A 19421-nucleotide genomic window follows, 5' to 3' on the forward strand; every position below is an offset into this window, starting at 1 on the left:
CCTACAACGTCGGCCTGTCGAACCGTCGTTCGCGCACCGTCGCGGACGCCCTGGTCGCCCAAGGCGTCAACGGCGGCGTGATCGCCCTCGACGGCAAGGGTGAAACCGCTCTGGCCAAGGCCACGGCCGACGGCGTGCGCGAGCCGCTCAACCGTCGCGCCACCATCGACATCAACTTCTAAGACCTTCCAGACGGTCGGCCCGGATCATCCGGGCCGACCCGAGGACGGGCTTTTCGAAGTCGTCGAAAGACAAGACGCCGTCTCCGAAAGGAGGCGGCGTTTTTCTTTGGCTGGCGATCGGCTTTTGGCGGGGCGGGCGTTTGGCTGAGGGCTCGCTTCAGCCTGTGGTCTGGACCAGCAGAGGTGTCGAAGCGGGGGTTGCAGACGCACTGGAGCGCCTTAACAGGGCTTCGCCGCCGCCGATGACCAGGATCGCGGTCAGGGCGGCGCTGACGACCGCCACAACGGCGAGCTTCAGGCTCTGCACAAATTCCCGACCCTCAGGCGTCACCGGATTTCCCGTATCTTGAACCATTTCGCACAACCATGATGCGTGAATCGGCGCAAGTCACGGAACGGTGTCCGGCCACGAAAAAGGGGCGGCGCCTCGCGACGCCGCCCCTCCTGATGTCGATGAGGCGATCGATCAGCCGGTGAACGGACGGATGAGGATCTCGACGCGACGGTTCTGGGCCTTGCCCTCCGCCGTGGCGTTGGAGGCCACCGGATTGCGCGAGCTGTTGCCGGCGACATAGAGGCGTTCGGCGATCACGCCACGACGGACCAGTTCCTGGGCTACGCTGCCGGCGCGGCGTTCGGACAGGGGCTGGTTGATCGCGTCGCCGCCTGAGGAGTCCGTATGGCCGATGATGTCGATGGTCGAGCGATCATACTCCTGAAGCACCCGCGCCACGTCATCGAGCACCGGCAGGAAGCGGGTGTCTATGGTCGACTGGTTGGTGGCGAAGGTCACGTCCGACGGCATGCGCAGAACCAGATTGTCGCCCTGGCGAGCCACGCCGACGCCGGATCCGGACAGTTCGGCCTCCATGGCGCGTTGCTGACGGTCCATGTACTGGCCGACGGCTGCGCCGCCCAGGGCGCCGACGCCGGCGCCGATCAGGGCGTTCTTGCGGCCCTGTTCTCCGTTCGAGGTATTGGTCAGATAGCCCAGCAGGGCGCCGCCAAGGGCGCCGGCGATGGCGCCCGTGCCGGTGTTGTTGCGGGTCGGGGTCGAGCGATAGGGGTCAGTCGTGGTGCAGGCGGCGGTCCCAAGCAGGGCCGCGATGGAGACGCCGGCGACGAAGATTTTGGCGCGCATGGAATGTTCCTTCCGAATTGCAGTCTGGCGCAAAAACGCCCGCTTACTGTCGAGGTTCCAAGCTGTACCGTAGGTGAACGAGCCTGAATACAGATCCATACCGATGGTTTTGTAACAGGTTCGCCCGCCAGATCGGCCCATGGCCTGACATGGTCGTGGAATAGGCGTAAGGGAACCGCCGCACTTTTTCCTGACCGAGGACGACGCCCGTGAGCTCGACCCAGACCGAAACCGCCACTGCCGACCGCGCCATCACGCCGGTGTCCATGACCCAGTATGATCAGGACTTCCAGGGGTTCAGCGACGCCCTGGGCGCGTCCTTCTCGCGCTTCGGCTTCGCTGTCGTCGCCGACCACGGGCTGGACGAGGCGAGGATCGGCGCCGCCATCGACGACGCCAAGACCTTCTTCGCCCTGCCGGAAGAGGTGAAGCGCCGGTACCACCAGCCTGGCACGGGCGGCGCCCGGGGCCTGACGCCGTTCGGGGTCGAGGCGGCCAAGGGCGCGGCGACGGTGGACCTGAAGGAATTCTGGCATGTCGGCCGTGAATTGCCGGAAGGCCATCCCTACCGCGACTTCATGCGCGACAATGTCTGGCCGACCGAGACGCCGGGTTTCCGCGACCATGTGTACGGCATGTACGAGGATCTGGACGCCCTGGGCCGCAAGGTGCTGAAGGCCATCGCCCGCTACCTCGAACTCGGTGACGACTTTTTCGAGGACAAGGTCGAGATGGGCAACAGCGTGCTGCGGATGCTGCACTATCCGCCGGTGCCCGCCGATGCGCCGGGCGTGCGCGCGGGCGCCCATGAGGACATCAATGTCATCACCCTGTTGCTGGGGGCGGAAGAGGCAGGCCTGCAACTGAAGGAGAAGGACGGCAGCTGGCTGGATATAGCCCCGCCTCCGGGGGCCCTGGTCATCAATATCGGCGACATGCTGCAGCGGCTGACCAACCACGTCCTGCCGTCGACGACCCACCGGGTGGTCAATCCTGCGCCCGAGCGTCGCGGTTTCGCCCGCTATTCGACGCCCTTCTTCCTGCACTTCAATCCGGATTTCCCGATCGAGACCCTGCCCAGCACGATCTCGCCGGAAAATCCCGACCGCTATGCGGGCAAGGCGATCACGGCCGAAGACTATCTGACCGAGCGTCTGCGCGAGATTCGTCTGCTCTAGGCGAAATCAGCGCGAGATCCGAAGGCGACTGATGTCCTGGCCGATCGAGCGGAACGCATCCTTCAGTCCGGTGCCGTTGGTCGGCTGGAAGAAATGCTTGTCCTTGGTGGTTGCGCAGGTCTCCATGACTTCGATCGCGGTATCCACCTTGCTGTCCTTGCCGCGATTGGTGTCCAGGTCGAATCCCACCGTATAGACGACCACGCCGGCGGCCTTCATCGCCTTGCACATCTCGACGGACTGGGTGAAGGGATCGCCCTCGGGCGCGCTGCAGTTGATCTGGAGATCGGAGCTGCCGGCGCTGCCATTGTCGACGGCGTCCTGGGAAATGACGCCCTGGCAGTACGGGTTGTTGAACTCGCCGTCCGTCATGATGACGACCGCCTTCAGGGTCTCAAGGACGTTGACCGGGCCGGGTACGCTGCCTGAAGGCCAGATGGACCCGAAGTTCGGCGACACCATGTACCAGCCCCAGCCCACGCCGATCTGGCCGGCGGTGGACCCCGTAGCGACATATCCGTCCACTTCGCTCTTCAGCTTCGAGATGTTGCTGGACAGGGGGTAGATGGTGCTGGTCAGGCAGGGGTTTGCGTTGCTGGGATAGTTTCGGCCGACCCACCGACCGGCGCCAGGAGCAGTATCCTTATAGGCGTCGCTGCCGGACCGCTCGCTGACGCAGGTGCTCGAAGGCAGTTCGCGCTGACCTCCAGCCTGGTTGAGGAAGAGACGGATGGCGCAACCGTCGCGGCCGCACTGCGCCTTGCCGCCTCTGGTGTAGGCGATCTCGTTGGGGCCGACGAGAGGGACCCAGAAGCTGTTGTTGGAAAGCCGGTTCACGATCCAGGTCGCATTGAGATCGACCATGCCGACGACATCGGTGATCTTGGCGTATTCGCCGGTTTCGAGGCCGTGGTTCGCCGATGTGACCACGACATTGCAGCCCTCGACCTGGCATTCGGTGACCGTGCCGCCGGACCCGTTGTTGGAATAGCCCGACGAGGTGTTGATCCCGTTCAGCCTGAAGGTGTTCGCCGTCAGGACCGTGACCTGATAGGCGCGGCCGTTCAGATCCGTCATGCGGCTGACGCCCGTGATCCAGACGTAGTCGCCGGTCGTCAGGCCGTGGCCGTTCGCCGTGACGACGGCCGGGTTCGCCCGAGAAATGCTTGAAATCGACTTGCCGGAAGCAGCGGCCCAGGCGGCGCCGGTTATGGCGGTCGATCCCGTCAGTGCGCCACGGGTCCGGTCGGCATAGTCTCCGGCATTGACGCCCATCGAATAGGGCACGAGGGCGATCTTCGAATAGAAGGGAGACTGTTCGGTCTGAACGACGAGGTCGATCAGATCCTTGGCCGCCGTCTTCAGGTCGGAGAGGCGTGTGCCCTTCATGGAGCCGGTAATGTCGAGGACCATGGCGACCTCTAGATTCCGGGCCGCGCGGTTGACCTCTGAGTGAACCCCGATGGACAGGGTGTCGTCGAGAATCTTGCCGTAGGGCGGCAGGACAATATTGGCGACGAGCGTCTTCACGCGGCCGGTGGCGTCTGAGACCACGACGCGATTCTGATTCAGGGAGATGGTGACGTCGCCATCCTGGACGGGCTCCACCTCCGTGTTCTGAAGATTGCCGCGCAGAGCGATGAGGGCGACCCGCTTGAGATCGGCCGGCTCCGTATAGGGCGAACGCGCCGCCGCCAGGGTGGCGGCGTCCAGAGCGTCCTGGAACTGCGCCTTTGCCGTCGTGACCCGTTGAAGGTCGATCCCGCCCAGCACCAGCATCAGAAGCACGGGCAGGCTGAAGGCGAAGATCATCGCCACATTGCCACGCTGGTCGGTGCGCAGACGTGCGACGAGGTCACGAAGCCGTAGGACGGCCCTATGGATCAGTTGAGACGCCAATTTCGTCGCTTCCCCGTCGGGCGCACGCCGCCCGCATGACGACAGAATGCCGTCATGCGGTAAAGGAAAGGCTCAAGCGTCAGGGTTAACCGGCGTTAGGGCTTCAGGCCTCCGACCAACCGCAGTCGTGGCCCCGGTTCTGGACGGTCAACCACTGGTTCAGCGGGGCGAAATAGTCGGCGACGGCCGAGGCGTCGTTGGTCGTCTCGCCGGTGAAGGCCTGCAGGGCCTCGGGCCAGGGCTTGGACTGACCCATCTCCAGCATGGCGTTGAAGCGCTGTCCGACCGCCTCGTCGCCGTACACCGAGCAGCGGTGCAGCGGCCCGGTCCAGCCGGCCTGTTTGCAGGCCGCGCGCTGGAACTGGAACTGGTAGATGTGGGCCAGGAAGTAGCGGGTGTAGGGGGTGTTGCCCGGCACATGATATTTCGCGCCCGGATCGAAGGCGTTGGCCGGACGCGCGCCGGGCGGAACCAGGCCTTGGTATTTGAGCATGTCGGCGGTCCAGGCGGCGTTGTACTGCTCCGGCGTCGTGGCGCCCGAGAAGACATCCCAGCGCCAGCGGTCGACCATCAGGCCGAAGGGCAGGAAGGCGATCTTGTCGAGCGCCATCTTCAGCAGGAAGGGAATGTCCTCCTCCGCGCCCGGCGTCGTCTTCAACAGGCCGATCTGGTTCAGATAGGTGGGCGTCAGGGCCGACAGGCCGACGAAGTCGCCGATGGCCTCGTGGAAGCCGTCGTTGGCGCCGTTGCGGAACATCAGCGGCTGGTTCTTGTAGGCCCGCTGGTAGTAGTTGTGCCCCAGCTCGTGGTGGACGGTGTAGAAGTCCTCGCCGTTGACGTTGGTGCACATCTTGATGCGGATGTCGTCGGCGTTGTCCAGATCCCAGGCCGAGGCGTGGCAGACCACCTCGCGGTCGCGCGGGCGCACGATCTGGCTGCGTTCCCAGAAGGTCTGGGGCAGGGGCGCCAGGCCCAGGGAGACGTAGAAGCCCTCGCCGGTCTTGACCATCTTCGTCGGGTCGTAGTTCGCGGTCTTCAGCAGTTCGGTCAGGTCGTAGCTGGAGGCGCCGCCGCTGGTCGGGGCCACGACGTCATAGATATTGCCCCACTGTTGCGACCACATATTGCCCAGCAGGTCGGCGCGGATCGGGCCGTGGTCGGGCTGGACCGCGTCGCCGTATTTCGCGTTCAGCCGGGCGCGCACATAGCAGTGCAGGTTCTCGTAGAAGGGCTTGACCTGGGCCCAGAGACGGTCGGTCTCCTTGGCGAAATCATCGGCCGGCATGTCGTAGCCCGACCGCCACAGGGCGCCGGTGTCGGCGAAGCCCAGTTCGCGCGCGCCTTCGTTGGCGATTTCGACCATGCGGGCGTAGTCGTCCTTCATCACCGGCGAGATGGTGCGCCAGCCTTCGTACAGGGCCTTGGTCTCGGTCGGATCGCGGCTGTCCGCCAGTTTCAGCGAAGCGTCGTCCAGGGTGATCTGTTCGCCCTTGAAGTCGAACTTGCCGGTCGAATAGGTCGAGTCCAGCCGGGTCGTGATCTGCGACAGCTCCTCGGCGGCGCCCGGGCGGTTGGGCGCGGGCAGGACGATGGCCAGACGCATCAGGTCCAGCTTGCGGCGCAGCACCGGATCGACCTGGACCGAGTTGAACCTGGCCGCCTGGTTGGCCAGCTGGACCTGAAGCTCGGTGGCCTCGGCGTTGACCTTGGATTCCAGCCACATGGTGTCGAAGGTGATGTTGGTGGCCCGCGCCCACTGCACCCGGGCGGCGTATTCGCCGAAGGTCAGCATCTTGGCCTCGGCGTCGGCGACGAACTGGGTCGCGCCCTCGACCGTCGTCGGATAGTCGGCGCGCAGGCCGGTGGCGGTCACGGGGGCGGGGGTGAAGGTCTGTTCCCCGCCGTCGGCCTGAAGCGGCATGACCTCGTCCGGGGGCGGGGTGGTGGCGGCGCAGCCGGCGGTGAAGGCGAGGGCGCAGGCCGCGGCGGCGGTCATTATCTGACGCTTCATGTTGGATCTCCTGAACAGCGCAGGCAGGAGAGGTCAGGCGTCGGGCGTCGTCAAGCGCGGCGGGCCAGCGCCGGTTTTTGGGCGATCGACCTATTCGAGCCGAATGCAGGCGTTCAGGCCTTCGTTCCTGACCGTGCCCATGGCGGCCTGGATGCGGCCGGCGCGGCGACGGACATAGGGGCCGGGCGGGGCCGCCTTGTAGCGGCGCGGGGCGGGCAGGATGGCGGCCAGGCGGGCGGCCTCACGCGGGCTCAGACTTGCGGCGTCCTTGCCGAACCAGTGCTGAGCCGCGGCCTGGGCGCCATAGACGCCGGGCGCCCATTCGACCACGTTCAGATAGACCTCCATGATCCGCCGCTTGGACCAGACGGCCTCGATCAGGACGGTGTAGCCGGCCTCGAATCCCTTGCGGACCCAGTCGCGGCCGGGCCACAGGAAGACGTTCTTGGCCGTCTGCTGGCTGATGGTCGAGCCGCCACGAATGCGGCCGCCGTTGGCGTTGTGGTCCAGCGCCTTCTCGATGGCCTCCATGTCGAAGCCGTGGTGGCTGCAGAACCGGGCGTCCTCGGCGGCGATGGCGGCGTTGACCAGATTGGGCGAGATCCGGTTCAGCCCGCGCCACTGATAGTCCATGCCCTCGCCGCGTACGGCCTGTCGCAACATCAGGATCGTGGGGGCGGGCGGGAAGATGGCGACGAACAGCACCCCCCCGACCGGCAGGATCGCCAGGACGGCGAGGGCGATCAGCGCCGCCCGAAACCAGGTCTTCCGACGCGCCCGCGCCATTACAGGATCAGCACCCCGGCGGCGCCCTCCTCATCGGCCCAGGCCACCTTGTCGGCGGCGGGGCTGAGGGACAGGGCGGCGATGGCCGGACCCTTCTCGGCCTTGATGAAATTCAGCCCCTGGGCGGCCGGATGGGCGACCCAGATGCGGCCGTCCGTCAGACCGGCGGCCAGCAGCCCCTGGTCGGTGCGGGCCGAGACCAGATTGACCAGGGTCGTGTCGTCATAGCCGATCTCGGTCGCCTCGCGCCCCATCGGCCCGTTCGAGCCGATGAAGGGCCACAGTACGGCCCCTTGCGCGCCCGAGGTGGCCAGCAGTTGGCCATTGGCGAGGAAGGCCAGGGACCGGACCTTGGACGGATAGCCGCCCATCCGCAGGTTCTTGGCGTCCTTCAGACGCCAGCCGTGCAACTGGCTGTCCTGCATGGTGGTGACGACGAAGGCGCCGTCGGGCGAGAAGGCGACGCCGGTGTGCGACCCGGCCCAGGCCAGTTTCACCGGCTGCTGCTTCTCGATCCGGGCGTACCACAGGGCGGCCCCGCCATAGGTCGAGGTGGCGATGCGGCGACCCTTGGGCTCGAAGGCGACGCCGGAGACGGTGCGCTCGTGCTGGAAGTCGCGGCGGAAGGCGGTTTCGCCCGGGTCGATCACCGACAGGGTGCGGCCGAAGGAGAAGGCGACCAGACCCGAGGCGGGCGAGGCGTCGATGGCGTCGATCCACTGATTCCTGGCGGTGGCCAGAACCATGGCGTCCTCGTCGCGGCGGCTCCAGACCACCTTGCCGTCATCGCCGCCGGTGACAATCCCGTCGCCGGACGGGTGGACGGCGGCGCACAGGATCGCACCGTCGTGGGCCTCGACCCGCGTCTTGTCCTCGAACCGGACCGAGCCGTCGCCGAGAGCAAAGACGGCGCCGGCGTCGTCGAAGAGGGCGGCGGTGACCTGGGCGTCGAATGCGAAGTTCATGGCGCAGCCGTTAGCGGGTTGCGCGGGCGGGGGCAAATGGGGGAGGCCAAGTCACCGGCTCCTCCCTCCCAGAACGGGGAGGGAGAGTGATGGCTTAGACCGGATCGCTGGGCTTGGGCTCGACCGGCGCCGGGGCGGCCTGGGCCTTGGCCGGCTCCTCGGGCAGGGGGATGAACTCCAGATCGTCCTCGCTGGGCAGGCTCATCCGGCCGGCCTTCCAGTCGGCCTTGGCCTGGTCGATCCGGGCCTGGCTGGAGGCGACGAAATTCCACCAGATCAGGCGTTCGCCAATCGGTTCGCCGCCCATGACCATGACGGTGGCCTGGGTCAGGGCCTTGATGGTCGGCTCGGCGGCGGGCTCCAGCACGATCATCTGGCCTTCGTGGAAGGTACGGTCCCCGACCTCGATCGAGCCCTTGGCCACGAACAGGGCGCGTTCGCTCATGCCGCCCGCGCCCTTGCCCGGAGGCGGCGCGGTGCGGACGCCGGGCTGCAGCTCCCAGTGAACATAGAACAGCGGCGAAGACACCGGCACGGCCGCCTTGGCCCCATAAGCCTCGCCGGCCACCAGACGCGCGAACAGGCCTCCGTTTTCGTAGGAAGGCTGGGCGCCCTCATCCAGGTGGTGGAAGGAGGGGGCGATCTCCTCGGCCTCGTCGGGCAGGGCGACCCAGGCCTGCATCCCGTGCATCGGCCCGCCCAGGCTGCGCTTCAGCGGATCGGTGCGCTCGGAATGGACGATGCCCTTGCCGGCGGTCATCCAGTTCACCTCGCCGGGGCGGATGACCTGATTATAGCCGAGGTTGTCATGGTGCATGATCTCCCCCTCGAACAGATAGGTCAGGGTCGATAGGCCGATATGCGGATGCGGCCGCACGTCGATGGCGTCGGATCCCGGCGCGAACTCGGCCGGCCCCATCTGGTCCAGGAAGATGAAGGGCCCCACCATCCGGCGCGAATGGAAGGGCAGGACGCGCCCGACCTCGAACCCGCCCAGGTCCTTGCGGCGCGCGTCGATCACCAGTTCGATCATGTCAGTACCCCCTGGCGGATTCTGCCGCCTCGAGCGTCGTTATCCGACGTGTGGGGTCACGATGCCAAGAGGCAGGGCGGTCACATTCTTCACGCCGCGGGTGACGATATGGCTCTCGCAGTCCGAGACGATGCCCAGGGCCAGCAGCTTCTCGCGCAGGAAGCGGTCGAAGGCGTGCATGTCCGAGGTGATGATGCGCAGCACATAGTCCTCGCGGCCCGTGATGGTGGCGCACTGGACCACTTCCGGCCATTTGGCGACGGCGGCCTCGAAGACATCGAGGTTCTCCGCCGAGGGCAGCATCAGTTTGACGATGGCGTAGACTTCGAAGTCCAGGCCCAGAAGTTGCGCGTTCAGCAGGGTGACCCGCTTGGTGATCAGGCCGGAATCCTCCAGCCTCTTGATCCGGCGCCAGCACGGCGAGGCCGAAAGACCGACGCGGTCCGCCACCTCGGCGACCGACAGGCCGGCGTCCTGCTGCAGGATATCAAGGATACGGGCGTCGATGGGATCGAGTTCGTCCGCCAATGCGTTTCTCCGATTATGGTTCTGGCGAAATAAAATACCCGAAATCGGGATTTTGCAAGGTCAATTTGAGCGAGCGCCTGCTTAGGCGGCGTGTTATCAAACGTCCAGAGGAAACACGGACGGACCCCCGAACGGACATGGACGCCCGCATGAACGACAAATTGAACCAAAAAAACAGCCAGCCGCTGTCGCTTCGCGTGCCCGAGCCTTCCGGCCGGCCCGGCGATCGGCCTGACTTCAGCCATCTGCTGATGGATCCCGCCGGCGCGGTCGAGCGGCCCGAGGTGGGGACCACCCCCTATGAGATGCGCGACCACGCCTTCCGGCTGATTCGGGTGCTGGACGACGAGGGGAGGGCCGTCGGCCCCTGGAATCCGCGTCTGGACGCCGAGACCCTGCGGCGCGGCCTGAAGGCGATGATCCTGACCCGCGCCTTCGACGACCGGATGCATCGCGCCCACCGCCAGGGCAAGACCAGCTTCTATATGAAGTGCACCGGCGAGGAGGCCATCGCCGTCGCCCAGGGCATGCTGCTGTCGCGTGAGGACATGGGCTTCCCGACCTATCGCCAGCAGGGGCTGCTGATCGCCCGCGGCTATCCGCTGGTCGAGATGATGAACCAGATCTATTCGAACGCGGCGGACCCGATCAAAGGCCGCCAGTTGCCGATCATGTATTCGTCCAAGGAATACGGCTTTTTCACCATCAGCGGCAATCTGGGGACGCAGGTGCCCCAGGCGGTCGGCTGGGCCATGGCCAGCGCCTACAAGGGCGACGACAAGATCGCCATCAGCTGGATCGGCGACGGCGCCACGGCGGAAGGCGACTTCCACAACGCCCTGACCTTCGCGAGCGTCTATCGCGCCCCGGTCATTCTGAACATCGTCAACAACCAGTGGGCCATCTCGTCCTTCCAGGGCATAGCCGGCGGTCTGGAGACCACCTTCGCCTCCAAGGCCATCGGCTATGGCCTGCCGGCCCTGCGGGTCGACGGCAACGACTTCCTGGCGGTCTGGGCGGCGACCCAGTGGGCCGAGGAGCGCGCCCGCACCAACCAGGGGGCGACGGTGATCGAACTGTTCACCTATCGCGGCGCCCCGCACTCGACCTCGGACGATCCCAGCCGTTATCGCCCCGGCGACGAGCACGAGAAATGGCCGCTGGGCGATCCGCTGGAGCGGCTGCGCCAGCACCTGAACCTGATCGGCGAATGGGACGACGAGCGCCACGCCGTGGCCCTGCGCGAGGCGGTCGAACAGGTCCGCGCCGCCGGCAAGGAGTCCGAGGCCATCGGCACCCTGGGTCAGTCGCGGCCCAGCGTGAAGACCATGTTCGAGGAGGTCTATGCGACCGAGGACTGGCGTCTGGTCGAACAGCGCCGTGAGGTCGGAGTCTGACCATGAGCGAACAGAACACCTATACCGACGCCGACCGCAACGACGGCGTCGAGCCGGACATGGTCGACCAGAACGCCGCTCCGACCTCGCAGGCTGATGGATCGGGCGTCGTGCCGATGAACATGATCCAGGCCCTGAATTCGGCCATCGACGGCAAGATGGCCGAGGATTCCAACGTCCTGTCGTTCGGCGAGGATGCGGGCTATTTCGGCGGGGTCTTCCGCGTCACCGACAAGCTGCAGCAGAAGCACGGCCTGACCCGCAGCTTCGACGCCCCGATTTCGGAATGCGGCATCGTCGCCGCCGCCATTGGCATGGGCTCCTACGGCCTGCGTCCGGTGGTCGAGATCCAGTTCGCCGACTACATCTATCCGGCCTACGACCAGATCGTCTCCGAGGCGGCCAAGCTGCGCTACCGCTCGGGCGGTCAGTTCACCGCCCCCATAGTGGTGCGCTCGCCCTATGGCGGCGGCATCTTCGGCGGCCAGACCCACAGCCAGTCGCCGGAAAGCCTGTTCACCCATATCGCCGGGCTGAAGGTCGTCATCCCGTCCAACCCCTATGACGCCAAGGGCCTGCTGACGGCGGCGATCGAGGACGACGATCCGGTCATCTTCTTCGAGCCGAAACGCCTCTACAACGGCCCGTTCGACGGCTGGCACGAGAAGCCGGTCTCGCCGTGGAAGGCGCAGGATCTGGCCCAGGTGCCGACCGGCAAATACGTCGAGCCCATCGGCAAGGCGCGCGTGATGCGCGAGGGGAACGACGTCACCATCCTGGCCTATGGCACCATGGTCTGGGTCGCCCTGGCCGGGGCCGAACATGCGGGCGTCGACGCCGAGGTGATCGACCTGCGCACCCTGGTTCCGCTGGACATCGAGACCATCGAGGCCAGCGTCAAGAAGACCGGCCGCTGCGTCATCGTGCACGAGGCGCCCAAGACCTCGGGCTTCGGCGGCGAGCTGTCGGCCCTGGTGCAGGAGCGCTGCTTCTATCAGCTGGAGGCGCCCATCGCGCGCGTCACCGGCTGGGACACGCCCTATCCCCATGCTTTCGAATGGGAATATTTCCCCGGACCGCAACGGGTCGCAGACGCCTTGAAGAGCGTCATGACGGGAGGTCGCTGATATGGGTCGTTTCGTCTTCAAACTGCCGGACGTCGGCGAGGGCACCGCCGAGGCCGAACTGGTCGGCTGGCACGTCAAGCTCGGCGAGGTCGTCGCCGAGGACCAGATCGTCGCCGACGTCATGACCGACAAGGCCACGGTCGAGATCACCGCCCCGGTGTCCGGCAAGGTCATCGCCCTGCACGGCGAGCCCGGCGCCATGGTCGCCGTGCGCGGTCCGCTGGTCGAGTTCGAGGTCGAGGGGGCAGGGAATGCGGAGGACGCGCCCGCGCCCCAGCCGGTGGCGCAAGCCGCGCCGAAGCCCGAGATCAAGGCCGAACCCGCGCCCGCGCCGACCCCTGCGGTCGAGGCTGCAGGCCAGGGCAACTACGTCTTCAAACTGCCCGACGTCGGCGAAGGCACGGCGGAAGCCGAGCTGGTCGGCTGGCATGTGAAGGTCGGGGATACGGTCGAGGAAGACCAGATCCTGGCCGACATCATGACGGACAAGGCGACGGTGGAAATCACCTCGCCGGTCGCCGGGGTAGTGGCGGCCCTGCACGGCGAAGCGGGTCAGCAGGTCCCGGTCGGCGGGCCGCTGGTGTCGTTCACGGTTCAGGGCCAGGGCAATGTCTCGGCGCCGGTGCTGGGTCAGGCCCCCTCCACCGCTTCGCGGTCCCCCTCCCCCGATGGGGGAGGATCGCCTCATTCCAAATCTCCCCCCCTCGGGGGGAGTACCGGCGAAGCCGGGGAGGGGGGCAAGACCCCGCAGCCGAAGACGACTGCGCCCGCCAAGCCCGTTCCGGCCCTGACCGGCCGGACGCCGGGCGAACGCCCCTCCGCCTCTCCGGCCGTGCGCAACCGCGCCCGCGACCTGGGCGTGGACCTGACCTTCGTGCCGGGCTCTGGTCCGGCCGGTCGGATCACCCACGAGGATCTGGACGGCTTCATCGCGCGCGGCGGTCAGGTTCCGGCCGCGGCGCCGTCGGGCGGCGGTTCGACATACGCCCAGGCCGAGGGCACGACCGAGGTCCGCATCATCGGCCTGCGCCGCAAGATCGCGGAGAAGATGGCCGAGAGCGTCCGGCGCATCCCCCACATCACCTATGTGGAGGAGATCGACGTCACGGCGCTGGAGGAGCTGCGCGCCCATCTGAACGCGACGAAGAAGAAGGACCAGCCCAAGCTGAACGTCCTGCCCTTCATCGCCCGCGCCATCGTGGTCGCCCTGCGCGACCAGCCGCAGATCAACGCCACTTATGACGACGAGGCCGGCGTCCTGACCCAGCACGCCCCGGTCCATCTGGGCATCGCCGCCCAGACCCCGAACGGGCTGATGGTGCCGGTGGTCCGTCACGCCGAGGCGCGCGACCCCTATGACACGGCGCTGGAGATCGCCCGCGTCTCGGGCGCGGCCAAGGACGGCACGGCCAAACGCGAGGAACTGTCCGGTTCGACCATCACCATCACCTCGCTGGGGACGCTGGGCGGGGTCGTCCACACCCCGATCATCAACCACCCCGAGGTCGCCATCGTCGGTCCCAACAAGATCGCCGAACGGGTCGTGGTCAAGGACGGCCAGATGGTCGTGCGCAAGATGATGAACCTGTCGTCCAGCTTCGATCACCGCATCGTCGACGGTCACGACGCGGCGGTCTTCGTGCAGCGGATCAAGGGGCTGCTGGAACATCCCGCGACGCTGTGGATGGGGTGAGGACGTGAAGCTCGCCGGCCCTATCTTTGCGCTGGGTGTGCTGGCGGCCTCGGCAACTCCATCCTTGGCCTGCAGTCCCTCGCCAGACTACACGAGGTTCGAGCGAGAATACTATAAATCCGTGATATCGGTTTATCGGGTTGTGGCGGAGGACTTCACGCCGGTGGATTCCCGCTATCCTGGTGACAGTTTCAGCGTTCGTATGAGGCCGGTTGAGGCGATCTGGGGTTATGCTCCGCCCAAGCCGTTCACGCTAAGCTTCACGCCGGGAATGTGTAACAGCTGGTTTCTTGAGTCTGTGGAACAAGGCGAGACGCTGAACGGCAGAGCCTATTTCGTGTTCTTGGCCCCGCCGGGACAGGAGCATCTTTCCGAGCTCCATATAGTGCCGGCCGGCGATCAATCAGCGGCGGAAGCTCTCGTCATGCTGGGCCGATTGCAAGAGTCGGGAGGGGAAATGCCGCGCGCCGAAGGCGGCGCACTTCCGTCTTGGCCACCGTCAGGCGCAGTCGACTCCACGAGAGCGGCTCCCTACTGGTCACACTTTGTCCGTTGGCCTGCGATGATCGGGCTTGCAGCTATTCTGTTCCTAATCGGCCTCGGGGTTGGACGCGCGTCTCGCCCGGGTCGCGAAAAGTCGTATCCATGACCCAGACCATAAAGACCAAAGTCCTTATCATCGGCGCCGGCACCGGCGGCTATGTCGCCGGCATTCGCTGCGGCCAGCTGGGGCTGGACACGGTCCTGGTCGATGGCGGCGACGGCCTGGGCGGCACCTGCCTGAACGTCGGCTGCATCCCGTCCAAGGCCGTCATCCATGCGGCGGGCAAGTTCGAGACGGTGGCCAAGGCCGCCGCCGAGGGCGGAACCCTGGGCATCACGGCGGCCGCGCCGGCCATCGACCTGAAACAGACGGTCGAATGGAAGGACGGCATCGTCAGGAAGCTGAACGCCGGGGTCGCCGCCCTGCTGAAGAAGGCCAAGGTCAAGGTGATCAAGGGCTGGGCGCGCTTCGAGGACGCCAAGACCTGTATCGTCAAGACCGAGGACGGCGATCTGAAGATCACTGCCGAACACGTCATCCTGGCCACGGGGTCGGAGCCGGTCGAACTGCCCTTCCTGCCGTTCGGCGGCGACGTCATCTCCTCGACCGAGGCCCTGAGCCTGTCCGAGGTGCCGAAGAAGCTGGTCGTGGTCGGCGGCGGCTATATCGGGCTGGAGCTGGGCATCGCCTATCGCAAGCTGGGCGCCGAAGTGGCCATCGTCGAAATGGCCGAACGGATCCTGCCCCTCTATGACAAGGCCCTGACCGATCCGGTCGCCAAATGGCTGGAGAAGCACGGGGTTGAACTGCATCTGAAGGCCCGCGCGGGCGGCTTCGGCGACGGAAAACTGTCGATCACCACCAAGGACGGCGAGCCGCTGCAGCTGGAGGCCGACAAGGTGCTGGTGACGGTCGGCCGCAAGCCGCGCACCCAAGGCTGGGGTCTGGAGAATATGGGCGTGGCCATGGCCGGGCCGTTCGTGAAGATCGACCAACGCTGCGCCACCTCGATGAAGAACGTCTGGGCCGTCGGCGACCTGACCGGCGAACCCATGCTGGCGCACAAGGGCTCGGCCCAGGGCGAGGTGGTCGCCGAGATCATCGCCGGCCATGACCGGGTGTTCGATCCCGTCACCATAGCCGCCGTCTGTTTCACCGAGCCGGAGATCGTCTCGGCCGGTCTGGGCCCGTCGGATGTCGAGGGCCGCGACGACGTGATCCAGTCCGTCTTCCCCTTCGCCGCCATCGGCCGCGCCCTGGCCATCGAGGCGGGCGAGGACGGCGGCTTCGTTCGGGTCATCGCCTCGAAGTCGGATCACCGCATCCTGGGCATCCAGGCCGTGGGCCAGCACGTGTCGGAACTCAGCAACAGCTTCGCCCAGATGCTGGAGATGGGGGCGGTGCTGGAGGATGTGGCGGGCGTCATCCACGTCCACCCGACTCTGGGCGAAGCCTTCCACGAGGCCTCCCTGCGCGCCCTGGGGCACGCCATCCACATCTGATCAGAGACGATCCAGCCGCTTCGCGTGGTTCGCCACCATGCGGAGCGCCAGGCCGTCCGGCAGGAAGCGCGCCAGACCGGCCATGATATTGTTCATGACGCCCGGCGTGACGGCGGGACGGTTCGCCTCGCAGGCGGTGTAGCCGATGGCGGCGACGCGGGCGGCGTCCATCCACATCCAGGCCGGATAGGCCCTGGACACCTGGTCGCGCGAACCGTTGACGTCGTGGAACTCGGTCAGGGTGTAGCCGGGGTTCAGCACGGTGACGTGGACGCCGGTTCCCAGGGGCTCCAGATACAGGCCCTGGGACGCCTTGATCAGGAAGCTCTTGATCGGACCGTACAGGGTGTCGCCGCCCGTCGCGGGCATCTGGCCGGCGAGCGAGGCGACGTTCAGCACCCGGCCGAAGCCACGTGCGATCATGCCGGGCAGCAGCAGGCGCGACAGTTCGACCGGGGCGGTCAGCATGACCTGGATCATGGCGCGGTGTGCGGTCAGGTCGGTATCGAGAAAGCCGGTGACCCGGCTGAAGCCCGCATTATTGACCAGGCCGTCGACGGTCAGGCCGCGCGCGGCGACGGCCGCGACCAGGCGTTCGGGGGCGGCGGGATCGGACAGGTCTTCCGTGATCACAGTCGCCGTGACGCCGTGGGCGGCGCTCAATTCGTCGGCCAGGGCCTGTAGCGGGCCTTCCCGGCGGGCGGTCAGGATCAGGTTCCAGCCGTTCGACGCATAGGTTCGGGCCAGGGCCGCGCCTATGCCGGCCGAGGCGCCGGTGACAAGGACCGTGCGCCTCATTCGCCGGTCAGGCCGCGACGGGGCAGGACTTGTGCGGGGTGAAGGCCGCCAGCGACGCAGGGTTTTCGGCCAGCAGATCGGCGATGGTGATCTTGGACAGGGCCTCGGTCGCGGCCTCGTCGGCGGCGGTCAGGGCCTTGGCCACCTGGCGCGGGATATGTTCGCTGACCGGGCAGCCCTTGGCGCCCGCCGGGGGCGAACCGATGTGGGCGCAGCCGTTGACGGCCTTCAGCACCTCGTCCAGCCGGATGCCCTCGGGCTGGCGCAGCAGCCACGAGCCGCCTGTGGCGCCGGGGCGGGTGGCGATCAGGCCGGCCTTGGCCAGCAGGGCCGTGACCCGGCGCACAACCACGGGGTTGGTCGGGATCGACGAGGCCAGAAGCGCGCTGGGCGCCGCCTGGGCAGGCGAAAACGCGCCCTTGTGGGCCATATAGGCCAAGGCGTGGGCGGCGACGGGGAAGCGCTGACTGTCTGACATGGTTGTGTTCCTACAGTGAAAATAGGCGTTCCAGGGCGGAATCACAAATCCCCGTCTCATAGGGGGAAACCGAATCCCCCGCGTCACGATTGAAGACCGCGTGGAATGAGCCTAAAGGCTCGCCGCTTTGAAGGGCTCGACCTGTCGTCGATGGCCCGGAGGATACGCATGGCCGGGGATACTCCCCACGACGCGAGCGCTCCCTCGTCCGCGTCGCACTCGCCGGACAAACCCACCCACGCCACGGGACCCGAGTCCCACGCCCCAGGCGGGTCCAGCACGTCGCACGGCGGCTTCTGGGCCCTGACGCTCGGTGCGATCGGCGTGGTGTTCGGCGACATCGGCACCAGCCCGCTCTACGCCCTGCGCGAGGCGATCGACCATGCCCAGAACGGCGTGGGCGGCGAACTGGCCGTGGTCGGCGTCGTGTCCCTGGCCTTCTGGGCCCTGATGGTCGTCGTGACCTTCAAATATGTCTTCTTCCTGATGCGCGCCGACAACAAGGGCGAGGGCGGCACCCTGTCTCTGATGGCCCTGGCCCAGTTCGCGGTCGGTCGGCGCAGCGCCTGGATCTTCATCCTGGGCGTGTGCGGCGCGGCCCTGTTCTACGGCGACGGCATCATCACCCCCGCGATCTCCGTCCTGTCGGCGGTCGAAGGCCTGCAGGATGCGCCGGGCATCGGCGGCAAGCTGGACGCCTTCATCGTGCCGATCTCGGCCGGCATCCTGATCGCCCTGTTCATGGTCCAGTCGCGCGGCACCGCCAGCCTGGCCAAGTATTTCGGCCCGATCACCGCCGTCTGGTTCCTGAGCCTGGGCGCGCTGGGCCTGTTCCACATCTTCGACGACATCTCGATCCTGCGCGCCCTGTCGCCCTATTACGGGATCAGCCTGCTGCTGCACGACGGCTTCCTGGGGTTCGTCATCCTGGGCAGCGTCTTCCTGGCCGTGACCGGGGCCGAGGCTCTCTATGCCGACATGGGCCATTTCGGTAAGGCGCCGATCCGCATGGGCTGGCTGGCCTTCGTCCTGCCCTGTCTGACGCTGAACTATCTGGGCCAGGGCGCCCTGATCCTCGACAACCCCGGCGCGGCCGACAATCCGTTCTGGCGCATGGTGCCGCAGTTCGCCTACTGGCCGATGCTGATCCTGGCTACCGTGGCCACGGTGGTCGCGTCCCAGGCCGTCATCACCGGCGCCTTCTCGGTGACGCAGCAGGCGGTCCAGCTTGGCCTGCTGCCGCGCATCGACATCCGCAACACGTCGGAGACCCAGGCCGGCCAGATCTTCGTGCCGGCGGTCAACAGCTTCCTGATGGTCGGGGTGCTGGTCCTGCTGGTCGTGTTCCAGAGCTCGCACAACCTCACCGCCGCCTATGGGGTCGCGGTGACCGGCACCATGCTGGTCAATACGCTGATGGCCTATTCGGTGATCCGCAAGGGCTGGAAATGGCCGCTTTGGGCCGTGGCGGGAACGCTTATTCCGTTCGCCTTCATCGACAGCGTCTTCCTGACCTCCAACCTGCTGAAAATCCCCGACGGGGCCTGGATGCCGTTGGTTCTGGGCGCGTTGCTGGTGCTGGTCATGTGGACCTGGGTGCGCGGCACCCAGATCCTGACGGCGAAGACCCGCAAGGACAGCCTGCCGCTGAACGACCTGATCGAGATGCTGCAGGCCCGTCCGCCGCACCGCGCGCCCGGCACGGCCATCTTCCTGACCAGCGATCCCGACGTCGCCCCGGTCGCCCTGATGCACAATCTCAAGCACAACAAGGTGTTGCACGAGAAGAACGTCATTTTGACCGTGCGCACCTCCGAGCGGCCGCGCGTTAAGGAGGCCGACCGGGTGCGGATGGAGCCGATCAACGACGACTTCAAGAAGCTGACCGTCACCTACGGCTTCATGGAGACGCCGAACGTGCCGCGCGCGCTCGGCCTGTGCCGCAAACAGGGGCTGAAGTTCGACATCATGTCGACCAGCTTCTTCCTGGGCCGGCGTTCGCTTATTCCGTCGGCGCGGCAGGGGATGCCCCTGTGGCAGGATCGTCTGTTCATCTTCCTGATGCGCAACGCCGCCAATCCGACCGACTTCTTCCATATTCCGCCCGGCCGCGTGGTCGAACTGGGCGCGCAGGTAGCCGTATGACGACTGAAGGACGG

Annotated in this window: 17 protein-coding genes; 7 read left to right on the plus strand and 10 right to left on the minus strand. The window is 66.6% G+C overall.

All coding sequences use genetic code 11. From position 1 onward, the window contains the following. The coding region (locus tag ACIQ1T_RS17390; protein WP_395945740.1) for an OmpA family protein at positions 1–182 on the plus strand (182 nt) is incomplete at its 5' end. A gap of 157 nt (positions 183–339) precedes the next feature. Here the strand turns inward: ACIQ1T_RS17390 and ACIQ1T_RS17395 are convergent. Both ACIQ1T_RS17395 and ACIQ1T_RS17400 read right to left on the minus strand, forming a co-directional pair. Beyond that, the gene (locus tag ACIQ1T_RS17395) at positions 340–489 is read right to left on the minus strand and encodes a hypothetical protein (RefSeq protein ID WP_395945819.1); all 150 of its coding nucleotides are present in this window, start codon (positions 487–489) and stop codon (positions 340–342) included. Positions 490–648: 159 nt separating this feature from the next. Further along, positions 649–1323, minus strand: a complete 675-nt coding sequence (locus ACIQ1T_RS17400) for an OmpA family protein (protein WP_395945820.1) — start codon at positions 1321–1323, stop codon at positions 649–651. Positions 1324–1589: 266 nt separating this feature from the next. On the opposite strand from ACIQ1T_RS17400, the gene ACIQ1T_RS17405 reads away from it, so the two are divergent. After that, positions 1590–2501, plus strand: a complete 912-nt coding sequence (locus ACIQ1T_RS17405) for an isopenicillin N synthase family dioxygenase (RefSeq protein WP_395945845.1) — start codon at positions 1590–1592, stop codon at positions 2499–2501. A 6-nt stretch (positions 2502–2507) separates the two neighbouring features. On the opposite strand, the gene ACIQ1T_RS17410 is transcribed toward ACIQ1T_RS17405, so the two are convergent. The 6 genes from ACIQ1T_RS17410 to ACIQ1T_RS17435 form a co-directional block, all read right to left on the minus strand. Further along, a complete protein-coding gene (locus tag ACIQ1T_RS17410; protein WP_395945821.1) occupies positions 2508–4400 on the minus strand; it encodes a ubiquitin-activating E1 FCCH domain-containing protein in 1893 nt (630 codons plus the stop codon). Between the two features lie 103 nt (positions 4401–4503). After that, on the minus strand, positions 4504–6411 hold the full coding sequence (locus ACIQ1T_RS17415) for a M2 family metallopeptidase (RefSeq protein WP_395945822.1): 1908 nt from the start codon (positions 6409–6411) through the stop codon (positions 4504–4506). A 90-nt stretch (positions 6412–6501) separates the two neighbouring features. Next, positions 6502–7197, minus strand: coding sequence for a monofunctional biosynthetic peptidoglycan transglycosylase (gene mtgA, locus ACIQ1T_RS17420; RefSeq protein WP_395945823.1), 696 nt, complete (start codon positions 7195–7197; stop codon positions 6502–6504). Next, on the minus strand, positions 7197–8162 hold the full coding sequence (locus tag ACIQ1T_RS17425; RefSeq protein ID WP_395945824.1) for a WD40 repeat domain-containing protein: 966 nt from the start codon (positions 8160–8162) through the stop codon (positions 7197–7199). The genes mtgA and ACIQ1T_RS17425 overlap by 1 nt, the downstream gene beginning before the upstream one ends. A 94-nt stretch (positions 8163–8256) precedes the next feature. Then, positions 8257–9195, minus strand: coding sequence for a pirin family protein (locus ACIQ1T_RS17430; RefSeq protein WP_395945825.1), 939 nt, complete (start codon positions 9193–9195; stop codon positions 8257–8259). Positions 9196–9234: 39 nt separating this feature from the next. Next, positions 9235–9723: an Lrp/AsnC family transcriptional regulator gene (locus ACIQ1T_RS17435; RefSeq protein ID WP_395945826.1), complete on the minus strand. Its 489-nt coding sequence runs from the start codon at positions 9721–9723 to the stop codon at positions 9235–9237. 149 nt (positions 9724–9872) lie between these two features. Here ACIQ1T_RS17435 and ACIQ1T_RS17440 point away from each other — a divergent pair, with 149 nt between their 5' ends. The 4 genes from ACIQ1T_RS17440 to lpdA all read left to right on the plus strand — a co-directional run bounded on the left by ACIQ1T_RS17440 (position 9873) and on the right by lpdA (position 15986). Beyond that, positions 9873–11120, plus strand: coding sequence for a thiamine pyrophosphate-dependent enzyme (locus ACIQ1T_RS17440; protein WP_395945827.1), 1248 nt, complete (start codon positions 9873–9875; stop codon positions 11118–11120). Positions 11121–11179: 59 nt separating this feature from the next. Next, entirely contained in the window at positions 11180–12247 is a 1068-nt protein-coding gene (locus ACIQ1T_RS17445) for an alpha-ketoacid dehydrogenase subunit beta (RefSeq protein WP_395945846.1), read from the plus strand. A 1-nt stretch (position 12248) separates the two neighbouring features. Further along, complete coding sequence (locus tag ACIQ1T_RS17450) at positions 12249–13940, plus strand: 2-oxo acid dehydrogenase subunit E2 (RefSeq protein WP_395945828.1); 1692 nt, start codon at positions 12249–12251, stop codon at positions 13938–13940. 645 nt (positions 13941–14585) lie between these two features. Continuing rightward, a complete protein-coding gene (lpdA, locus tag ACIQ1T_RS17455) occupies positions 14586–15986 on the plus strand; it encodes a dihydrolipoyl dehydrogenase (RefSeq protein ID WP_395945829.1) in 1401 nt (466 codons plus the stop codon). On the opposite strand, the gene ACIQ1T_RS17460 is transcribed toward lpdA, so the two are convergent. Both ACIQ1T_RS17460 and ACIQ1T_RS17465 read right to left on the minus strand, forming a co-directional pair. Further along, entirely contained in the window at positions 15987–16784 is a 798-nt protein-coding gene (locus ACIQ1T_RS17460; protein ID WP_395945830.1) for an SDR family NAD(P)-dependent oxidoreductase, read from the minus strand. It lies immediately after the preceding gene. 7 nt (positions 16785–16791) lie between these two features. Beyond that, on the minus strand, positions 16792–17262 hold the full coding sequence (locus tag ACIQ1T_RS17465; RefSeq protein ID WP_395945831.1) for an Rrf2 family transcriptional regulator: 471 nt from the start codon (positions 17260–17262) through the stop codon (positions 16792–16794). A 168-nt stretch (positions 17263–17430) separates the two neighbouring features. On the opposite strand from ACIQ1T_RS17465, the gene ACIQ1T_RS17470 reads away from it, so the two are divergent. After that, positions 17431–19407, plus strand: a complete 1977-nt coding sequence (locus tag ACIQ1T_RS17470) for a potassium transporter Kup (RefSeq protein WP_395945832.1) — start codon at positions 17431–17433, stop codon at positions 19405–19407. Positions 19408–19421: the final 14 nt, after the last annotated feature.

Origin of the sequence: Brevundimonas sp. (genome assembly GCF_044336875.1) — a bacterium.
Taxonomy (GTDB): domain Bacteria; phylum Pseudomonadota; class Alphaproteobacteria; order Caulobacterales; family Caulobacteraceae; genus Brevundimonas.

Bases quoted from the DNA above. Each gene is read 5' to 3' on its own strand.
- ACIQ1T_RS17430 (WP_395945825.1), bottom strand. From the start codon at position 9,195: ATGATCGAACTGGTGATCGACGCGCGCCGCAAGGACCTGGGCGGGTTC.
- ACIQ1T_RS17460 (WP_395945830.1), bottom strand. From the start codon at position 16,784: ATGAGGCGCACGGTCCTTGTCACCGGCGCCTCGGCCGGCATAGGCGCG.
- lpdA (WP_395945829.1), top strand. From the start codon at position 14,586: ATGACCCAGACCATAAAGACCAAAGTCCTTATCATCGGCGCCGGCACC.
- ACIQ1T_RS17415 (WP_395945822.1), bottom strand. From the start codon at position 6,411: ATGAAGCGTCAGATAATGACCGCCGCCGCGGCCTGCGCCCTCGCCTTC.
- ACIQ1T_RS17400 (WP_395945820.1), bottom strand. From the start codon at position 1,323: ATGCGCGCCAAAATCTTCGTCGCCGGCGTCTCCATCGCGGCCCTGCTT.
- ACIQ1T_RS17425 (WP_395945824.1), bottom strand. From the start codon at position 8,162: ATGAACTTCGCATTCGACGCCCAGGTCACCGCCGCCCTCTTCGACGAC.
- ACIQ1T_RS17440 (WP_395945827.1), top strand. From the start codon at position 9,873: ATGAACGACAAATTGAACCAAAAAAACAGCCAGCCGCTGTCGCTTCGC.
- ACIQ1T_RS17405 (WP_395945845.1), top strand. From the start codon at position 1,590: ATGACCCAGTATGATCAGGACTTCCAGGGGTTCAGCGACGCCCTGGGC.
- ACIQ1T_RS17450 (WP_395945828.1), top strand. From the start codon at position 12,249: ATGGGTCGTTTCGTCTTCAAACTGCCGGACGTCGGCGAGGGCACCGCC.
- ACIQ1T_RS17470 (WP_395945832.1), top strand. From the start codon at position 17,431: ATGGCCGGGGATACTCCCCACGACGCGAGCGCTCCCTCGTCCGCGTCG.
- mtgA (WP_395945823.1), bottom strand. From the start codon at position 7,197: ATGGCGCGGGCGCGTCGGAAGACCTGGTTTCGGGCGGCGCTGATCGCC.
- ACIQ1T_RS17465 (WP_395945831.1), bottom strand. From the start codon at position 17,262: ATGTCAGACAGTCAGCGCTTCCCCGTCGCCGCCCACGCCTTGGCCTAT.
- ACIQ1T_RS17445 (WP_395945846.1), top strand. From the start codon at position 11,180: ATGGTCGACCAGAACGCCGCTCCGACCTCGCAGGCTGATGGATCGGGC.